At 75.7% G+C, this 17,389-nt stretch carries 15 protein-coding genes; 3 read left to right on the top strand and 12 right to left on the bottom strand.

Features of this window, described 5'->3' with window-relative positions; all coding sequences use genetic code 11:
- Nucleotides 1–38: 38 nt before the first annotated feature.
- The 3 genes from SM793_RS34125 to SM793_RS34115 form a co-directional block, all read right to left on the bottom strand.
- Nucleotides 39–176: a SapB/AmfS family lanthipeptide gene (locus tag SM793_RS34125; RefSeq protein WP_320442218.1), complete on the bottom strand. Its 138-nt coding sequence runs from the start codon at nt 174–176 to the stop codon at nt 39–41.
- Between the two features lie 146 nt (nt 177–322).
- The gene (gene lanKC / locus SM793_RS34120; protein ID WP_320442217.1) at nt 323–2,962 is read right to left on the bottom strand and encodes a class III lanthionine synthetase LanKC; all 2,640 of its coding nucleotides are present in this window, start codon (nt 2,960–2,962) and stop codon (nt 323–325) included.
- A gap of 1,090 nt (nt 2,963–4,052) precedes the next feature.
- Nucleotides 4,053–5,717 (bottom strand): protein kinase domain-containing protein, encoded by a 1,665-nt coding sequence (locus SM793_RS34115; RefSeq protein WP_320442216.1) that lies wholly within the window; start codon nt 5,715–5,717, stop codon nt 4,053–4,055.
- Between the two features lie 269 nt (nt 5,718–5,986).
- Here SM793_RS34115 and SM793_RS34110 point away from each other — a divergent pair, with 269 nt between their 5' ends.
- Entirely contained in the window at nt 5,987–7,369 is a 1,383-nt protein-coding gene (locus SM793_RS34110) for a histidine-type phosphatase (RefSeq protein WP_320442215.1), read from the top strand.
- A gap of 106 nt (nt 7,370–7,475) precedes the next feature.
- Here SM793_RS34110 and SM793_RS34105 read toward each other — a convergent pair whose 3' ends face one another.
- Together SM793_RS34105 and SM793_RS34100 are read right to left on the bottom strand one after the other, a co-directional pair.
- The gene (locus tag SM793_RS34105) at nt 7,476–9,059 is read right to left on the bottom strand and encodes a hypothetical protein (RefSeq protein ID WP_320442214.1); all 1,584 of its coding nucleotides are present in this window, start codon (nt 9,057–9,059) and stop codon (nt 7,476–7,478) included.
- A 399-nt stretch (nt 9,060–9,458) separates the two neighbouring features.
- The gene (locus SM793_RS34100; RefSeq protein WP_320442213.1) at nt 9,459–10,436 is read right to left on the bottom strand and encodes a DUF5937 family protein; all 978 of its coding nucleotides are present in this window, start codon (nt 10,434–10,436) and stop codon (nt 9,459–9,461) included.
- A gap of 78 nt (nt 10,437–10,514) precedes the next feature.
- On the opposite strand from SM793_RS34100, the gene SM793_RS34095 reads away from it, so the two are divergent.
- A complete protein-coding gene (locus tag SM793_RS34095; RefSeq protein WP_320442212.1) occupies nt 10,515–11,399 on the top strand; it encodes an alpha/beta hydrolase in 885 nt (294 codons plus the stop codon).
- Nucleotides 11,400–11,474: 75 nt separating this feature from the next.
- Here the strand turns inward: SM793_RS34095 and SM793_RS34090 are convergent, their stop codons facing one another.
- Nucleotides 11,475–12,299 carry an aminoglycoside adenylyltransferase domain-containing protein gene (locus SM793_RS34090; RefSeq protein ID WP_320442211.1) on the bottom strand — a complete coding sequence of 275 codons (825 nt, stop codon included), beginning with the start codon at nt 12,297–12,299 and terminating at the stop codon, nt 11,475–11,477.
- Between the two features lie 199 nt (nt 12,300–12,498).
- Nucleotides 12,499–12,975 carry a hypothetical protein gene (locus tag SM793_RS34085; RefSeq protein WP_320442210.1) on the bottom strand — a complete coding sequence of 159 codons (477 nt, stop codon included), beginning with the start codon at nt 12,973–12,975 and terminating at the stop codon, nt 12,499–12,501.
- A gap of 204 nt (nt 12,976–13,179) precedes the next feature.
- Here SM793_RS34085 and SM793_RS34080 point away from each other — a divergent pair, with 204 nt between their 5' ends.
- Nucleotides 13,180–14,961: an AfsR/SARP family transcriptional regulator gene (locus SM793_RS34080; RefSeq protein WP_320442209.1), complete on the top strand. Its 1,782-nt coding sequence runs from the start codon at nt 13,180–13,182 to the stop codon at nt 14,959–14,961.
- A gap of 47 nt (nt 14,962–15,008) precedes the next feature.
- Here the strand turns inward: SM793_RS34080 and SM793_RS34075 are convergent, their stop codons facing one another.
- The 5 genes from SM793_RS34075 to SM793_RS34055 all read right to left on the bottom strand — a co-directional run bounded on the left by SM793_RS34075 (nt 15,009) and on the right by SM793_RS34055 (nt 17,193).
- Nucleotides 15,009–15,272, bottom strand: coding sequence for a hypothetical protein (locus tag SM793_RS34075; RefSeq protein ID WP_320442208.1), 264 nt, complete (start codon nt 15,270–15,272; stop codon nt 15,009–15,011).
- A gap of 92 nt (nt 15,273–15,364) precedes the next feature.
- Nucleotides 15,365–15,520, bottom strand: coding sequence for a DUF6131 family protein (locus SM793_RS34070; protein WP_320442207.1), 156 nt, complete (start codon nt 15,518–15,520; stop codon nt 15,365–15,367).
- 159 nt (nt 15,521–15,679) lie between these two features.
- Nucleotides 15,680–16,015 carry a WhiB family transcriptional regulator gene (locus SM793_RS34065; protein ID WP_320442206.1) on the bottom strand — a complete coding sequence of 112 codons (336 nt, stop codon included), beginning with the start codon at nt 16,013–16,015 and terminating at the stop codon, nt 15,680–15,682.
- A gap of 181 nt (nt 16,016–16,196) precedes the next feature.
- On the bottom strand, nt 16,197–16,595 hold the full coding sequence (locus SM793_RS34060; RefSeq protein ID WP_320442205.1) for an SsgA family sporulation/cell division regulator: 399 nt from the start codon (nt 16,593–16,595) through the stop codon (nt 16,197–16,199).
- A 112-nt stretch (nt 16,596–16,707) separates the two neighbouring features.
- Complete coding sequence (locus SM793_RS34055) at nt 16,708–17,193, bottom strand: ATP-binding protein (protein WP_320442204.1); 486 nt, start codon at nt 17,191–17,193, stop codon at nt 16,708–16,710.
- Nucleotides 17,194–17,389: the final 196 nt, after the last annotated feature.

The following is a 17,389-nucleotide window of genomic DNA, read 5'->3' as shown; positions in this document are numbered from 1 at the left end:
TCGGACCGCACGGGCCGCCCGGCTGGCGGCCGGGCGGATCAGAGACAGAGAAGCGTGCTGACCGTGCTGGTGCCGCAGTTCAGGACGCTCAGCGAGCTGGTGCTGGCGAGGGTGTCGTCGATCGGGGCCGCCTCGGTCTCGGGCAGCTCCATGGCCTGCAGGTCGAGGATCGCCATGATGGTCTCCTTCACTTCGGGGTGGATCGCCCGGCCGGTCGGCCGGGAGTCTGTGGTGGCGCGCACGCGTTGCGGCGCGCTCGGGGTGCCGGTGGGCCGACGGGCCCTTCGGCGGGGGGGGTCGTGCGGTCAGTGGGGTCGTGCGGTCAGTGGGGCGCGGCCGGCGCGGTGGCGGCGGCCGGGCCGGTGAACGGGAGGAACGGGGTGCCCGCGAACGCCGTGCCCAGGGCCAGCAGCACCCCGGCCGATCCGGTCGCGAGGTCGGTGGACAGCCGCAGCAGCTGGTCGCCGGGGAAGGCGAGACGGCCTCGGTAGGGCACCTGGTGCAGCGCCAGCAGCGCCCGGTGCCGGTCGAGCCGCGTGGGATGCCGGTCGGGCGGCGTGGGATGCCGGTCGTGCTGCCCGCCGCCGCCCCCGTTCCCCGGGCCCGCGTCGGCGCGGTCGCCGGTCAGGGCCAGGTAGCCGAGGAGTCCGGCCCGTCCGTTGAAGAGGCCCGCCTGGATCACGAACTCCGGTTCGGCGGCCCTGCGGATCAGCGCCTGCCGTTCGGCCGGGGCGGCGGACGGCCGGTGGCGGAGCACCGCGTCCAGGACGATTCCGATCCCGGCGCTGCCGGTCTCGATGTAGGGCAGGACCCGGCGCCGGTCGACCACCTGGAGGGTGCCGTCGCTCACCTGGACGCAGCGGGCGAGGTCGAGGTCGAGCAGGGCCTCGGCGCGGTCCAGCAGGGTGCGGTCACCGGTGTGTTCGTACAGCCGGACCAGCGCCAGCGCGGCCCCCGAGGCGCCGGCCAGCAGGCCGGCCGCGACGCCCCCGTGCTTCTCCCAGGCGGTCGCGGCGGCGCCGGCCGCGTTCAGGGCCTCCTCCAGCAGCCGCCCGTCGCCCGTGGCGCGGGCGAAGTGCAGCAGGGTGAGCGCGATCCCGGGCCCGCCGGAGGCCAGGGTCGCTGCCGGGGCCGAATCGCCGTCGGCGCCGTGCCCGTCGAGCCGGTGCAGCAGTTCCAGCGCCCGTTCGCGCTCCCCCAGCAGGTCCAGGACGTACGCGACGCCGTGGCCGCCGTGGTAGAGCCCGGGCGACGTCCGGTGGCCGAGGGCGGCCTCCGCCAGCCACCGCACGTGCGCGGGGTCGACCTCGGCCCCGGTGCTGTGCAGGGCGTACAGCACTCCGGCCGCGCCGTACGCCAGACCCAGCCCGCCCTGGGTGAACTGGGCGACGTCGCCCGGGAACAGGCGGTCGGAGCGTTCCGGGGTGGCGGCCGCGGCGATCCCGGCGGCGAGCGAGTCGCGGATCGCCGGCCAGTCGGCGACCGGCGCCTCCAGCAGCGCGCGGGTCCCGGCGCGGCCCTCGGAGAGTTCCGGGCGGGGCGTGCGCCCGTCACCGGGGGTACGGCCGAGCAGGCGGCGGATGTCGTCGGTGTAGCCGGGCGGTACCGGGAAGCGGCGCTCGACGGCGTCCGCGAGCTGCCCGGCCTTGTCCGCGTCGAGGGCGGTGAGCTGGACCAATGGGAAGAAGAGCCACAGCCTTAGCGCCGCCAGCGCGTACCGGTCCACGTCCGTCCCGGTGTGGCCGGGCGGTGCGGTGAAGCCGGCGGCGCCCAGCGCGGGGCGGAGGAAGTCGTCGACGGTGCTGGCGAGTTCGAAGTCGATCAGGCACAGCTCGCCGTCCGGCCGGATGATCAGGTTGCGCGGGTGGAGGTCGCCGAAGACGACGCCGTGCTCGTGGATCCCGGCCACCGCGCGTTCCACCTGGTCGACGACGGCCAGGGCGTCGCGGGTGTACCCGGCGACGGCCTCCTCGTCGGCGTCGGGGTGGATCAGCGGGTAGCGGGCCGTCAGCCACTCGCTCAGGGACTGCCCGGCGACGTACTCCTGGACCAGGAACTCGTGCTCCCAGGCCGTCAGCAGCCCGAGCTCCCGGGGGACTCCGGGGACGCCGGCCAGCCGCGCCAGGACGGCGTGCTCGTTGTGCAGCCTGGTCACCGCGTCGACGCCGCGCTGGTCCAGGCCGGCGAACGGACGGGCCTCCTTGAGCACCACCTGCGGCCCGTCCCGCCCGTCGCGGGCCAGGTAGACGCCGCCGGCGTTGGAGAAGTGCAGGACCCGCTCGACGGTGTAAGGGAGTCCGGTGTCCTGCGGCGCCGCGCGCTCCGCGACCGCCTCGGCGATGCACTCCGGCACCGGCGCCCAGGACGGCACCGAGAACGCGGCCCCGCGGACGTCCGGCACGAGCCGGCCGTCCGGTCCGGCCAGGGCCAGGACGGGCTCCCCGGCGTCGTTGCGGCAGTAGCGTTCGGCGAACCCGCCGTACCGCAGGTACAGCGGGCCGTCCTTCCAGCGCAGGTCGCTCAGGATGTACGCGCCCCGGTGGCCGGCGAGCAGCGGGCCGAGGCCGTCGAGGCAGCGCGCCAGTTCGGCGTCGTCGACCGGGTACAGGGTGCAGAACTTCCCGCTGGAGCCGCGGGGCGCGTACTTGGAGTTCTGCACCTGGAGGATGGGCAGTCCGCGCAGGAACTTGAAGGTGACGCGCTCCCGCAGACAGAAGGCGTGGACGGTCTCCAGCACCTCCTCCGCGGTCCCGAGGCACGCGGAGACGTGGATCTTCCAGCCCTGGTCCGGGATCCGCACGCCCGCCGGACGCACTACGGCCCACATCTCCAGGTCCCCGCGCTCCCAGCCGTCGGGCAGCGGCCGGGTCACGGCGGCGAACTCCTCCTGCGCTCCCCAGCGCCGGGGCGAGTCGTAGAAGATCGGGTCGGCGTAGGCGTAGGCCTCGTAGCGGTTGTCCAACGGAACCCTCCTCGTGGCGGGGCCGGAACGGGCGGGACGGGGTGGAACAGGCAGAGCGGGGTGGAACGGGCAGTGCGGGACCCGGTGCGGCCTGCCGTGGGCACGGCGAAGCCGCAGGGGAGCGGAGCGCGGCGGATCGAACGCGGTGGAACCCGGCCGTGCGGCGGCAGCGCTGAGCGGCGCGGCCGGACGGGACCGTGGTGCGGCGTGACGCCCCGTGGCGACGGGGCGGGGATGCGGGGGCCGGGCCGGCCCGGAGGAATCGGGACCGTACTGGACGCCCTGGGTCCTGCTGGGGTCCTGCTGGTCGGACGTGACCCCGGCGATTTGAATCCTGTATGGCGATGAGGCCCTCCGAATAGTGGAGCCGCCACGAATTCTCCGCAACAGCGCACGTTCGGACCGGCCACCCGGTGCGGTGCACCCGGCTCGCGCTCGGTCGCATTTCCGGTGGCGGGCGCGCCGCCGCGCGCCACCCGACGCCGTCGGCCGGCGTTTCCGGGCAAGCGGCCGCCCCGCGGGGGTACGCGAACGCTCCCCCTGCGACGGCCCGCGCCCCGCCCGCGGAGGGGTCGTCGACCGGCTCCGGCCTGGGGCGATGCGGACGCGATCGGATCGTCGGCGGACCGGGCTCCGGCTCCGCTCCCCACCCGGTGGCTCCCGGCGCACTCCCGGCGGACGGCCCACGCCCGACGGCGTCCCGCCGGGCGACCAGGCCGGTCATTTCATCGGACAGAACCGAACGCGGTTGAGTGGATCATATTTCTGTTCTATTTCAATAGTATTTCAGGAGCCCTTGAACTTTGTTCCCCCTTGACCATCGGACCGGCTCATCGGAATGACTCGTTCGCACAAGTCCGGCCCCGGACGCACCTTCCGCCCACCGTGCCCCGCCCGCCGCGCGGACAGCCGCCGCAACGGCGGCGGCCTCCGGGCCGGGTCGCGGGACTCCTCGTCCCGCGACCGCGTGCCCGGAGGCCGCCGATGTAGGAATGCGCAGAGCCGCGTGCGGCGACACCCGCCCGCCGGCCCACGGGCGCGCGGGGCCGCCGCCCGGCGGTGGAGGCGCGGGGTGCCCTCGCCGCCGGGTTCAGCGCTCTCGCAGGCAGAGGACGACGGCGCCGAAGTTCTGCGAGAGCTTCCCGGTGCCGGTGGCCCAGTCCGGGACGGACTGCTCGCAGGTCGTGGTCACGGGCGCGTCCAGCCGGGCGAGCACGGTGAAGTACTGGTCGCCCTTCTCGTCCCGCACGGGACCGCGCACCGCCAGCAGGCCGCAGGGCGCGGTGAGCCACTTCGGACGGTCGACGTCGAGTTCGCCGTCCCGCTCGAGGATCTCCTTGCCGACGCAGTCACCGGGCCGGGCCGCGGTCACCTCGTCCTCGAACAGCGGGCTGAACACCGCTATCGGCCCCGCGATCAGCGCCAGGACGAGCAGCACGCCCAGCGTGTACGAGGTGCCGCGCAGCGCGGTCAGCGCGTAGCGCACCGCCCGGGGCCTCGGGAGGGTGGCGGTCGGGGAGCCGATGCCGGCGATCACCGCGCCGGTGCGGGCGGTCTCCCCGACCCGGCGGTGGACGGCGTAGAGCATGCCGTCGTGCGGGGCGGTGACGACGACGTCGCCCCGGCCCGAGGCGACCTCCAGCAGCGGCTCGCCCTTCTCGACCGCGTCCCCGACCTGTTTGAACCAGCGGACGACGGTGGTGCGCTTCATCCCGCCGGTCTCGCCGGGTATCCAGGGCAGGGTGACCGTCGCGTAGCCGGCCTTCAGCCCGCCCACCCGGGCCGCGAGCGGAGGCAGGACCGACGGGGGGACGGGCGGCTCCCCGTCGGGCCCCGGCGGCTCCACCAGGGTCGGCGGCCGGGAGATCACGGCCGTGGTCAGCTCGGAGGTCCGGCGGACCTGTTCGACGATCATCTCGGTGACGTCCGGCGGCAGCCAGACGGCGGCGGGGGCCGCGGAGGCGGCGCAGCGCTCCAGCACCTCGGCGACGCCGGGGCGCTGCTTCGGGTCCTTGGCCAGGCAGGACCGGACCAGCGGCGCGAGGACCGGCGGGAGGTCGGCGAGGTCGGGTTCCCCGTGGACGACGTGGTACACGACCGCCTCGGTCGGCCCCTCCCCGAACGGCGGGCGGCCGGTGGCCGCGTGGGCGAGCACCGCGCCCAGGCTGAACACATCGCTCGCCGGGGTGGCCGGGTTCCGGAGGACCTGCTCGGGGGACATGAACCCGGGGGTGCCGATCACGGCGGTGCCGGTGAGGCCGGAGGTGGCGTCCAGGGCGCGGGCGATCCCGAAGTCGATCACGCGCGGGCCGTCCTCGGCGAGGACGACGTTGCCGGGTTTGAGGTCCCGGTGCACCAGGGAGCAGGCGTGGATCGCGGCCAGCCCCTCCGCCAGGCCGGCGCCGAGCACGGCGACCGTCGCGACGGGCAGCGGGCCGTGCCGGGCCGCCACTTCACCCAGCGAGGGGCCGGGGATGTAGGAGGTGACCATCCACGGCGGGTCGGCCTCGGCGTCGGCGTCCACCACCTGGGCGGTGTAGAACCCGCCGACGCGCCGGGCGGCCTCGATCTCGTGGGCGAACCGCCGCCGGAACCGCGCGTCCTCGGCCAGTTCGGGGCGGACCAGCTTCACCGCGACGGTCAGCCCGCCGGGCGAACGGCCGAGGAAGACCCTCCCCATTCCGCCGCCGCCCAGGCGGGCGAGCAGGCGGTACGGTCCGACCTCGCGCGGGTCGGTGGCGGACAGCGGCTTCATCGGTGGTCCCATCGGATGCTGAGGGTCTGGGTGCGAAATGATCCCATCGACGCGACGCCCGCGGAGGCGGACTCCGGGGATCGGCGGCGGCACCACGACCCCGTCGGCGGCGGCACCTCGGCCCCGTCGGGGGCGGCCGGGGCCGTCCGGCGTTCAGGCTTCCTTCACCGGGAGCATGACGGGGCGTCGGCCGGCCTTCCCGCGGGCGTGGCACCGTGCGGCAGTCCGAGACTGCCGGCCGGCGGTCCGCATCCACCCGAAGGGTCGCCGTGAAGCGCACCGCCCCCCTGTCCGTCGCCGTGGCCGTCTCCATGACCGCCTCCCTGGCCGCCGGAGTGCTGTTCACCGCGGGCACCGCCGCCGCGCACGACCGGTCCGGCGCCTCACGCGTCGACCGCGACCTCTACGGCACCAAGGCCCCGTACGAGCCGCAGGGTCGGCCCGGGCACTACCAGAAGGCGCCGAAGGGCTTCGCCCCGGTGTTCACCGAGAGCGTCGCCCGCCACGGCTCGCGCGCCATGTCCGACGGCGAGGACGGCGAGGCGGTGCTCGCCGTGCTCGGCCGGGCCCAGGAGCAGGGCGGCCTCACCGACCTCGGCGCGCGGCTGGCCCCACAGGTGCGGACGCTGCTGACGGCGGCCTCCACGCTCGGCTTCGGCAACCTCTCCGCCCGCGGCGCCGACGAGCAGCGGCAGACGGCGCTGCGGATGGAGCAGCGGCTGCCGTCGCTGTTCCGGTCGATAGCCGCCGACCGGCGGCCCGTCGTGGTGGAGACCTCGGGCGTGGCTCGCACCGTGGCGAGCGCCGGTGCCTTCACCGCCGGACTGACGGCCGGGGACCCGGCCCTGGCGGGCGCGATCAAGGCCCCCGTCACCGACAGGAACCTGCTGTACTTCCACAAGCAGCCGCAGAACGCGGACTACCAGGCGTACCTGGCCGGCGACCCGGACCTGGCCGCGGTCCTCTCCGGTGTCGAGCACGAGCCGCGCACCGCCCGGGCGGCCCGGCACGCGGTCGGGCGGCTGTTCCGCGCGGGCTTCGCCGAGGCGATGTCCACCGAGGAGCAGGTTTCCTTCGCCCGTTCCCTGCACGCGCTCTACAGCGCGGCGCCGGACCTGAGCGTGGAGGCGCCGGATGTCGACCTGACGCCGTTCCTGGCCCAGGACGACGCCCGGTGGTTCGCCTACCTGGACGACGCCGAGGAGTTCTACCAGTCGGGCCCGGCCTTCACCGGACGCACCATCACCTACCGGATGGCGGGCGTCCTCCTGGACGACCTGCTGGCCCGGGCCGGGGCCAGGGCCGCCGGCACCAGCGGCGACGGCGCGGTGCTGAGGTTCACCCACGCCGAGGAGATCGAGCCGCTCGCCGTCCTGCTGGGCCTCCCCGGCAGCACCGAGCAGGCCGACCCGGACGAGCCGTACACCTACCGGAACAACCCTTGGCGCGGCGCCGAGGTCGCGCCGATGGGCGCGAACATCCAGTGGGACCTGTTCGCCGACACCCCCGCCGACGGCCGACCGGCCGCCTACCTGGTGCGCATGCTCTACAACGAGAAGGAGACGGCCTTCGAGCCGTCCTGCCGCCCGGTCGCCAAGGGGAGCTACTTCTACCCGCTCGACGAGTTGAAGCACTGCCTCGCGCACTCCTGACCCAGGACGCCCCGGGCCGGGCGCCCATCGGGTGCCCGGGCCCGGCCGGGCCCGGCCGGCTCGTTCCGGCGTCGGCGTCGGCGTCGGCGTCACGGTCGGCGTCGGTTCAGGAGGTCTCCAGCCCCAGGCCCGTGACGCGGAGGAATCCGTGGGCCGCCAGCTGGGGCGAGAGGCCGATGCCCGGGCGGCGGGCGGTGACCCGGCCGGGGCCGAGGCCGAAGCCGGAGTCGCCGTTGATGCCGCGGGCGGTCAGCTCGGTGGCGATCAGCGCGGCGACCTCCCCGGCGGTCTCCTCGGTCGGCGTCTGCCATTCGGCCTTGAAGCGCCGCCCCGACGGCTCCCAGCCGTCGGCCGTCATCGCCGCCGCGACCTCGGCCGGGTCGCCGGGGCGGGGGCCGACCCGCAGCAGTACGCCCTTGACCGTGCTGTAGGTGACGGAGAGCCCGCCGCTGATCTGCGGGGCGGCTATCGTGAACATGGCCTTCTCGCCCGGCCGCTGCACCGGCAACTGCTCGATCCACGCGGCGAGCAGGCACTGCAGCCCCTCCCGCAGGTGCGGCACCGACAGGGCGAGCCGCCCGCCGGGCAGGTGGTCGGCGGTGCCGCCGGGGGCCTGGTGGGGCAGGTGGAGCTGCCAGCTGTACGGCAGCAGGGGGAAGTCGCTGGGCCCGGCGGTGCCGTCGACCGGACCGCCGTGCTCGAAGGTGGCGTACTCGCCCTCCTCGAGGGCCGCGGCCGGCTCGGTCTCCAGCCGGACCCGGCGCCCCTCGCAGCGCAGTCGCAGCAGCCGGCCGTCCTCGCCGGCCTCGCGCCAGCGGACGTCCGGTCCGGCCGGTCCGCCGCCGAAGACGGTCGGCTCACCGAGAACGGCGCGAACGGCGCGGAAGATCTCGCCGAACACCGCCCGCCGGTGCTCCGTCGTCGTCGGCCCCAGCTCGAAACGGTGCAGGTCCAGCACGTCGAAGGTGCCCTCGGGGACGGCGCGCAGGACGGAACCGCGCTGGGCGAAGGAGAGTGTGAAGGACGGGTCGGGGAACCGGACGTCGGCCCAGCTGTCGCCGAACTCGGCCTTCGCCCCGGGGAGTTCGGCGACGGCCCGGCGGACCTCCTCGACCGCGAGGTGCCCTCCGGGCGCGTCGTGCAGCAGCGGGACGAACGCGGCCACCGCGGCCGGGAGTTCGGGGCTGACGTGCCGGACCTCCCGGACGTGCGGCTGGATCGCGATCCACGCCCGGCGGTCGTTGGCCTGGAGCAGCATGGTCCGCGTGGCGGACGTCCAGCGCAGTCCGAAGCCCTCGGCGGCGGTCGGGACGGCCGTCGGCCTGCCGACCTCGCGCAGCGCCTCGGAGAGCGTGCGCAGCGCGCCGCGCCGCTCCTCCTCGGCCATCGGCAGCCCGAACTGCAGCAGCGGCACCCAGGCCCGCCGGTAGGTGTCGGCCTTCGGCTCGGTGGTGCCGAGGAAGAGCTCGGCACCGGCCGGCCAGCGGAGCCCGGCCTGCAGACCGACGACGAGGAGGTCGGTGAACGCGCGGCGGATCTTCCAGTCCGGCCTGGCCCCGACCAGCCGCTCGACGTCCGCCAGGGTCCAGCAGTCGTCGAGCTCGTGGAGGGTGCGGACCAGCCCGACCGTGGTGGGCAGATCGGCGGTCCAGGTCACGGTGGGGGTGTCGGTGTTCGCGGCGTCGTTCATACGGACGATCGTCTCAGCGACCACCGACAACCCGGCACGGCATCCGAGCCCCGGGCCCGGGCCCGGCCTCGGTCCGAACATCCCGTCCGGCACCCGCACCGGGCCGCCGGATCCCCAGATCATCCCGCCACTCCCCCGCGGTCGGGCCGACCGGGCGGACCGGGCCGGACCGGAGGACCGGGAGGACCGGGAGGACCGGGAGGACCGGGCCGGGAGCGGCGCCGCCGGGCGGCGGGAGGCGCCTCCCCGTTCCGCCGTCCGCCCGTGCTGCCGTACCGAGGTCTGATCATGGCGCCGATCCTGCCGCGCCCTGCCGCCGCCCGCCTGAGTACTCGTACTCAATCCGTCCCGGGGCCGGAACACCCCCCACGGGGGTTGTGCGAGTGACCTGGCGATGCGTCAGACCGGCTCCCCCGTAGCACCGATGAGCGCCGTACCGGTCCGGGTGCGCAGATGGAGGGCGGTGCGGCCGGTGCGGCGGGTGCTCACCAGGCCGGCGCCGCGCAGCGCGCCCAGATGCTGGGAGACGGCGCTCGGGCTGACGCCGAGCCGGTCGGCGAGCTCGGGGGTGCTCAGCGGTTCGGCGAGCGCGTCCAGCAGGGCGGCCCGGGTGCGGCCGAGGACGGCGGCCAGCCCTTCCGAGGACGGACGGGGCCGCTCCCAGAGCAGCCCGACGCCGGCCGCCGGGTAGCGGATCGAGGCGGCCGCGAGCGGCGAGTGGTCGACCAGCACGTCCGGCCAGGCGAACACGGACGGCATCAGCACCAGGCCGTGCCCGGCGCCCGCGACCGTCCACGGCGCGGCGGGCCCGCGGCGGCCGTTCACCAGCAACTCGCCCTCCCGCCACACCACGTCGGCGTGCAGTTCGGCGAACAGACCCTCCAGCCCGGCCTCCACCAGCGCCACCGCCCGCCGACCCAGGTCCGCCTCCAGCACCGCGCGCATCCGCCCCCAGTGCGGAGACACCAGCCGGGCGTGGCAGCGGTCCAGCGCGTCGGCTGCCCGGGCCAGCAGCTCGGCCGGCCCGGGCAGCTCGCGGGCCGCCCTGGCCCGGCCCAGCGCGGCGGCGCACTCGGCGGCGACATAGCCCGGGTCGACCGTGCGCAGGCTCGCCAGTTCGGCGGCGAAGGCGGGCGCCCGCCGGTCCGGCAGCGGGAACAGGAAGGCGGGCAGACAGCCCTCCAGCAGGGTCCGCAGCAGCGGAAGTTCGGGCTCGGCCGCGAGCACCGGGCGGGCCTCCCGCACCCACGGCAGGTGGACCTGGTGACCGCCGGCGCCGAGCGCCACCCGCACCCCGAGCACCGTCTCGGCCAGCGGCGACACCGCGAGCCGCACCCGGGCCACCTCCGCCGCCGACAGCCGGATCTCCACCGCCACGACCGCCGCCCCCTTCTGACCGTTAAGCTGTGACTGAACGATAGCCGGACCGGCCGACCGCCCCACAGGCTGTCCGGCATGGAGACCTTCACCTCGTACGACGGCACCGAGCTCGCCTTCCGCACGGTCGGCGACGGCCCGCCGCTGCTGGTCCTGCCCGGTGGGCCCGGCCGCGCCGCCGCCTACCTCGGCGACCTCGGCGGCCTCACCGCGACCCGGACGCTGATCCTGCCCGACACCCGCGGCACCGGCGCCTCCGCGGCCCCCGCCGACCCGGGTACCTTCCGCGTCGACCGCCTCGTCGACGACGTCGAGGCGCTGCGCCGCCACCTCGGCCTGGAACGCGTGGACCTGCTGGGCCACTCCGCCGGGGGCGGTCTCGCCCTCCTGTACGCCGCCGCGCACCCCGACCGGCTGACCCGCCTGGTCCTCGCCGCCCCGTCCCTCGCCGCCATCGGCGCGGCCTCCGACCTCGGCGCGGAGCAGGTGATCGCCGCCCGCGCCGCCGAACCCTGGTACGCCGAGGCCCAGGCCGCCTACCGGCGGGTCAAGTCCGCCCGGAGCTTCGCCGAGGCCGCGCCGCACCGGCCGGCCTTCGAACCCCTGATGTACGGCCGCTGGGACGCCGCCGCCCGGGCCCATGCCGCCGCCGACCCGGCCCAGCGCTCACTGGTGGTCAGCGAGCACTACTACGCCGGCTACACGCCCGACACCGGGCGGTTGCGGCAGCAGCTGGCCGCCCTGCCCTGCCCCGTCCTGCTGCTGGCCGGCGAACTCGACCTGTGGCCCACCGCGGCCTCCGCCCGTGCCGCGGCCCCGCTGTTCCCGGACGTGACGCTCGCCGTCCAGCCCGGGTCCGGCCACTACCCGTGGCTGGACGACCCGGCCGCCTTCACCGCGACGGTGGAGGGCTTCCTGCGCCGCACCGCCGACACCCGGGCACCGGCGCGGAGCGGCCGTTGACGGCGGGGCGGGCCCGGACGCGGAGACGCGGAGACGCGGAGGCGCGGAGGCGCGGAGGCCGACTGCCGGATGGCGTCAGCGCGGCCCGCCGCGGGGGCTCAGGCGGTCGATCTCGGCGAGCACCAGGTCCGCGTGCGGGCGCACCCGCGACCGCAGTTCCGCGCTCCAGCTCTCCTCGGAGTACCGGCAGTCGAGGTAGAGCCGCCCGGCGTGCTCCAGCACGGAGCGGTGCTCGGGCGGGAGCCGGGCGAGGGCCCAGGCGGCGGCGGTGTCCTTCGAGCTGATCCGGCCGGTGGCGAGCGTGCTCCAGATCCGGGCGAGGGTGAGCAGCACGTTCCGGGTGTCGCCCTCGAGGTCGTCGAGCAGGCCGGGGAGGCCCGCCACGCTCGCCCGGACCAGGTCGGTGTGCGGAACGGGGTCGAGGACCCGGGCCGGGGGCGGACCGGCGAGGGGCCGGTCGCCGGCCAGGACCATCGTGATCAGCAGCGCCAGGTCGGGCATCGGCTCCGGCCGGGGGACGCTTCCGGCCTCGTACTCGGCGCGCAGCCACTCGCCGTACAGGAAGTCGCAGACCGGTGGGTAGCGCCAGGGCCGGATGTCGGACTGCACCACCACGGCGAGCTCGACCGGCCGCGCGCCGTCCGCGCTGCCGTCACCGGCTCCGGCTCCCGCTCCGTCCGTGGTAGCGTCCCCGGCTCCGGTGCCGGAGATCCCGAGCAGGCCCCCGAGCAGGGCCGACCGCTCCCGCTCCGCCGGCGACCGCCGGGCGACCAGCAGCACGTCCAGGTCGCTGGCAGGTCGGAGGCCGCCGAGCACGGCGGACCCGTGCAGGTAGACCCCGACGACGTCCCGGCCCAGTACGCCGTCGGCGAGTGCCACGATCCGCTGCAACTGGTCCACCGCGCCAGTCTCCCCCGCCGTCCGGTCCGGCAACCCGACCGGTCGTCAGGACGGACGCTCGGGCCGCAGAACCGCGCCCGCGCCCGGCCGACCCCCGGTCACAGCCGGGTGCGGCCCCGGAACCGGTGGGGGCGCGGTTCCGGGGCCTGTGGGTGTGCGGCCCCGGCTGAGGGGCGCCGTGGCCGCACACCCGTCACGGTCAGCAGCTGGAGTCGACCGGCCCGGCCCAGTCCGCGCCGCCGTACCAGTGCTCCGTGCCGTAGGCCCAGTTGCACCCGTTGACCGAGGCCATCGCGATCCAGGCGTCCGGGTTGACGGCGTGGATGTCGACCCAGCCCACGGTCACGTCCTTGGTGTTGACGCCGTAGGAGCCCCACTGCCTGTTGTAGCCGTACGGCGACCGGAGGCCGACGTACAGGTAGGCCCCGGGGTTGTTCGCCTGGAACGCCCCCGCCCACTGCCAGTGCGCCAGGACGTGACCGCAGTTGTCGTACTGCTGCTCGACCTGCCCCGCGTACTGGCCGTGCCAGTAGACGTTGCCGGGCTGCCCGATGTTGACGATGTTGCAGGCGGTGGTGCGCGCGCTCGCCGGCGCGGCCGTGGCCACACCGCCGGCCGCGATCCCCAGCGCGAGCAGAACCGCGGCAGTCCTCGACTTGACGCCGGTCTTCCTCATGGGTTTCCTCCCCGTCCCCCGGCGCGGTGCGCCAGGACCTGTGTGTGGTGCCGGTGTGCGTCCGTGGACCGCCGGCCGGAGCGGCGGGCCGTCCAGGACACGGCACCAGGCTGCTCGACGGGGCGTAGCAGTCCGATCGCATTCCGCTCGCAGACTGGTAGCATCCGTCCGTTCGGGCGGGGGCGACGCTGTCGGGGGGCGGGCGTGCGGTTCGAGGTACTGGGTCCGTTACGGGTCTACGGCCCGGACGGCGAGATCGCCGTGGGCGGGCCGCGGCTGCGGGCCGTACTGGCCCTGCTGCTGGTGCGGGCCGGGCGGACGGTCACCTGCGACCAACTGGCCGACGCGGTGTGGGACACCGCCGTGTCACCCCGCAGCCGGGCCGCGCTGCCCAGCTATGTGATGCGGCTGAGGCGCGCTCTGGGACCCGAGGCCGGCGGCCGGGTGGTGACCCGCAGCGGCGGCTACGCCCTCGAACTGGGCGACGGAGAGCTGGACGTCCGCACCTTCCAGGAGCTGTGCGAGCGGGCGCGGGCCCTGGAGGACAGCGGCGATCCGGGCGCGGCGGAGCCGCTGCTCGGCCGCGCCCTGGGGCTGTGGCGGGGCGAGCCCCTGGTGAACGTCCCGGAGAGCGCCGTCCTGCGGGGCGAACTCGACCTGCTCGAGAGCGCCCGGGTCCGGGCCCAGCACCAGCACATCGAGGTACGGCTCGGCCTCGGCCGGCACGCCGGCCTGCTGGGCGAACTCGCCGCGCTGACCGGGGCGCACCCGTTCGACGAACGGCTGCGGGCACGGCTGATGCTCGCGCTGCACCGCAGCGGGCGGCGGGCCGAGGCGCTGGAGGTGTTCCAGAGCGGGCGGCAGGTGCTGGTCGAACAGTTGGGCATCGAACCCGGGGCCGAACTCCAGGAGTTGCACCGGGGGGTGCTCGCCGACGATCCGGCGCTGCTGCTTCCGGCACCGCTGCTTCCGGCACCGCTGCTTCCGGCGCCGCTGCTCCCGGTCGCGGGAGCGCCGGGACCGGCCGGGCCGGGACCGCTCCCGCCGGGACCGACCCCGCCGCCCGGCGACCGGGTGCCGTCCCAGGGCGGTCCGGCCCGGCCGACCGTGGCGGCCGGACCTCCGGCCGGTCGCCTCGCCGCCCGCGGCACCCTTCCGGAGCCACGGGGCCGCCGGACCCGGCGCCCGGTCCGGCCGTCCGCCTGGGTCGGTGGCGCGGTGGCCGTGCTGCTGGCGACCGCCACGGTGTCCGACGGCACTCCCCCGGTGCTGCACGCGGCGGTCGGCGACCGGTCCACCCCGGCCTCCGCCGGGAGCCACGGCTTCTACGTCGCGCGAGTGGCCTGGGAGGGGACCCCCGTGGACCTCGTCCGTGCCAAGGGCGAGGAGCTGGAGGTCCGCAGCCCCGTCCGGGACGGGGACACCCTGGTCGTCACCGTACTGCTGGGCGGCGTCGGCCCCGGGCCGGTCACCGTGACCGACACCGTCGGCAACCGCTACCGGCTCGTGGGCTACCCGATCGACCAGGACGGCAGCCGACTGGCCGTCTTCGTCTCGGTGCGCGCCAAGGCGATGGACGAACTCGACCTGGTCCGGATCCTGTGGCCGGACGCCGCACAGGGCTTCGCGGCGGTGGACGACTTCCGGGGGATCGCCGGGGCGGGCCCGTGGATCGAGACCAGGTCCGACCCGGAATCCGTCTCGGGCGGCCGGGACCTCACACTGGGCGGCGACCTGGTCCCGTGCGAGGACGGGGACGTGCTGTTCGGCGCGGTCGGCAGCAACGGCGGCACCGCACCGGCTTTCCCCGCCGGCTGGCACCGGCTCCCGGCCGTCGACCAGCCCGGCGCGGCCCGGTCACCCGGGCCGGCGGATCTCCGGCTGACGACCACGTACCTGACCTGGGCCGGGGCGCCGGAGGCCGCCTGCGAGGGGCACGGAACCGCGAGCAGGGGCTGGCGCGCCGTCCTGTTCCGGCTCCGGTAGGCGCCTGTTCCGGCTCGGGTGGGCGCCTGTTCCGGCTCGGGTGGCCGTCAGGACGACCGCAGCGCCCGCTCGCACTCGCGGCAGCGCTGCTCGCCGAGGGCGGGCGGGTACCAGGGCTCACCCAGCCCGGCCCGGAAGTGGGCGTGCTCCATGCCCGCCGTGTCCCGCCCGCACAGGGTGCGCGGCAGCGGGTCCTCCGGCACGTCGGGGTCCGCTCCTGCCGCGTGCACAGCCAGCACGGCGGGCTCCACCCCGTCCGGGCCGAGCACCCGCCCGGGGTCCAGCTCGTAGAGGACGACGATCGAGGCCATGCCACGAGGATCGGCCGCCCGGGGCTTGCGGACACCCCGGGTGGGCTGTTCGTGGGTGACGGCCGGCAGCCGTCCGTGGCCGCATCAGTACGTCAGTAGTAGTGGCGGCGTCCGCCGACCGCGTGGCCGAGGGCGCCGGCGATCCACAGCACGACGCCGACGACGAGGAGGACGATGCCGATGGTCCACAGGATCGAGATACCTGTGAGAAAGCCGATGATGAGCAGAATGACGCCGAGGACGATCACGGAAGCCTCCCGGTGGGTTCGGGCGGGCGGGGCCGCGGGGGCCGTGTGGCCTGCCGCTTTCCGGCCGCGCCCCTGAGCTGCGTCTACCACCCGACCGGTCGGGCAAACCCGGTTCGCCCGGGCGGCGCGCACCGGCCACGGCCGGGGCGCCCGGCCGCGCTACGCGGAGCGGGCGCCCGGCGCGGCAAAGTCGGAGAAGTCGGAGAAGTCCGAGGTATCGGTGAAGTCGGTGAACAGCACCCGGCGCTCCCCCTCGGTCAGACCGCCCCACACGCCGTACGGCTCACGGGTCGCGAGCGCGTAGCGGCGGCAGGGCACACGGACGGGGCAGCGGGCGCAGACCGCCTTCGCGTGCTCCTCGCGCTCCTTGGCGGCGTTGCCGCGCTCGTTGGCGGGATGGAAGAAGATGCTGCTGTCGACGCTGCGACAGGCTCCCTCCAGCTGCCAGTTCCAATGCTCTTCGGCGGCTCCGGGAAGGCGGGACAGGTCGGTCATGGCGGCCCTTTCCTGACGAATCGGTCGGTTCCTCCGCTCGTCTAACCCGGATGTCCCGGTTCATGCCCTTCTCCCTGCCACCGTTCCTGCCGCGTGTTTCGTGCCATCGTTCCTGCCACCGCTCCTGCCACCGGGCCCGGCGCGGCCCGGCGCGGCACGGCCCGGCCCGGCCCGGCCTCCCTCAGGCGGACAGCAACCGGCGCAGCCAGCCGTCCCAGTCGATCCGGGCCGACTCGGAGCCCATCGGAACGGAGCGTCCGGTCGCGGTGAGGAACCGCGCGAGCGGCCGGGCCGGGGTGTTGAGGAGCGCGACACCGTCCTGGCCGCCCAGCGCGATGAGGATGTGCCGGCCGGTGGCGGTGGGCTCGATGTGGACGTCCCCGTCCCCCGCCGGCCCGCGCAGCCCGGCGGCCAGCAGGTCCCGGGCCAGGACCCAGACCGTCTCCTCCCCGCCGCCGAAATCCAGCCGGACCGCGTAGGGGTCACCGGCCTCGTACCGGCACTCGACGGCCAGGTCGCGGCCCCGGTCCTCGCCGGTGATCAGACGCATCGTCAGGTGTGCCGCCACCGCTTCCGACATCGGCCTCGCCGCCCTTCCTGTGCTGGACACTGTCGGCCCCCGCGTGCCCCGGACGGCCGGAATCATGCGGCGGCACGGCGTGCGCGGCGCGGCGCGGCGTACGGCGGCGCGCTCAGCGAGTACCGAGCAGCCGGGGGAGGCCGATCTCGGCCCAGATCGTCTTGCCCTGGCTGTGCGGCTCGGCGCCCCAGCGGTCCGCGGTCCGCTGCACGATGAACAGGCCGTGGCCTCCCGGCATGGCCGGGTTGTGCGGTCGGCGCAGCTCGGGCATCGCGGGGCTGCGGTCGCTGACCTCGACCCGCAGCCGGGCCGGGGTGATGTCCAGGACCAGCTCCAGCGGACCGTCGCCGTGCAGCATCGCGTTGGCTACCAGCTCGGCGACCAGCAGGACGAGGTCGTCGGCGGCGCCGTCACCGCCGGCGGGCGGCGCGGGGGCGGACGGGAACCACTCACCGAGCGCCCGGGCGGTGAAGGTCCTGGCGTGGGCGACCGGTTTGGGGAGTCCGGCCAGGGTCAGCCGCCTGCGCTGACCGCCGGCGGGTGCCTCCGGACCGGCCCGGTGGGGGTCGCCGTCCAGGGTTCCGCGGCTCATCGTCATGTGAGGGCGCCCTTTCGGATCGACGGCGATCTGTCGCGTGGTCGGTTTCCCGGCAGTCCCGGAATTATGCCCGCTGCGGGTGCGACAGGGGTACGCATCCGGGAGCGAAGGCGCGGGAACGGCCGAAGGCGGACGTTCGGCCGCGCGCGGGGAAGGGTCGCGCGCCGGGGCGCGGGCCGCCCCGGGCGCCGGCCCG

This window comes from Kitasatospora purpeofusca (assembly GCF_034043715.1).
In the GTDB taxonomy this organism is placed as follows: domain Bacteria; phylum Actinomycetota; class Actinomycetes; order Streptomycetales; family Streptomycetaceae; genus Kitasatospora; species Kitasatospora purpeofusca_A.
Note: the sequence above shows the minus strand (reverse complement) of the source record. Positions and strands in the feature narration are given on the sequence as shown.

What these genes read in the sequence shown, in the direction of transcription:
- SM793_RS34085 (WP_320442210.1), bottom strand. Translation starts at nt 12,975, where the DNA reads ATGAGGAAGACCGGCGTCAAGTCGAGGACTGCCGCGGTTCTGCTCGCG.
- SM793_RS34060 (WP_320442205.1), bottom strand. Translation starts at nt 16,595, where the DNA reads ATGTCGGAAGCGGTGGCGGCACACCTGACGATGCGTCTGATCACCGGC.
- SM793_RS34095 (WP_320442212.1), top strand. Translation starts at nt 10,515, where the DNA reads ATGGAGACCTTCACCTCGTACGACGGCACCGAGCTCGCCTTCCGCACG.
- SM793_RS34065 (WP_320442206.1), bottom strand. Translation starts at nt 16,015, where the DNA reads ATGACCGACCTGTCCCGCCTTCCCGGAGCCGCCGAAGAGCATTGGAAC.
- SM793_RS34115 (WP_320442216.1), bottom strand. Translation starts at nt 5,717, where the DNA reads ATGAAGCCGCTGTCCGCCACCGACCCGCGCGAGGTCGGACCGTACCGC.
- SM793_RS34125 (WP_320442218.1), bottom strand. Translation starts at nt 176, where the DNA reads ATGGCGATCCTCGACCTGCAGGCCATGGAGCTGCCCGAGACCGAGGCG.
- SM793_RS34075 (WP_320442208.1), bottom strand. Translation starts at nt 15,272, where the DNA reads ATGGCCTCGATCGTCGTCCTCTACGAGCTGGACCCCGGGCGGGTGCTC.
- SM793_RS34055 (WP_320442204.1), bottom strand. Translation starts at nt 17,193, where the DNA reads ATGACGATGAGCCGCGGAACCCTGGACGGCGACCCCCACCGGGCCGGT.
- SM793_RS34105 (WP_320442214.1), bottom strand. Translation starts at nt 9,059, where the DNA reads ATGAACGACGCCGCGAACACCGACACCCCCACCGTGACCTGGACCGCC.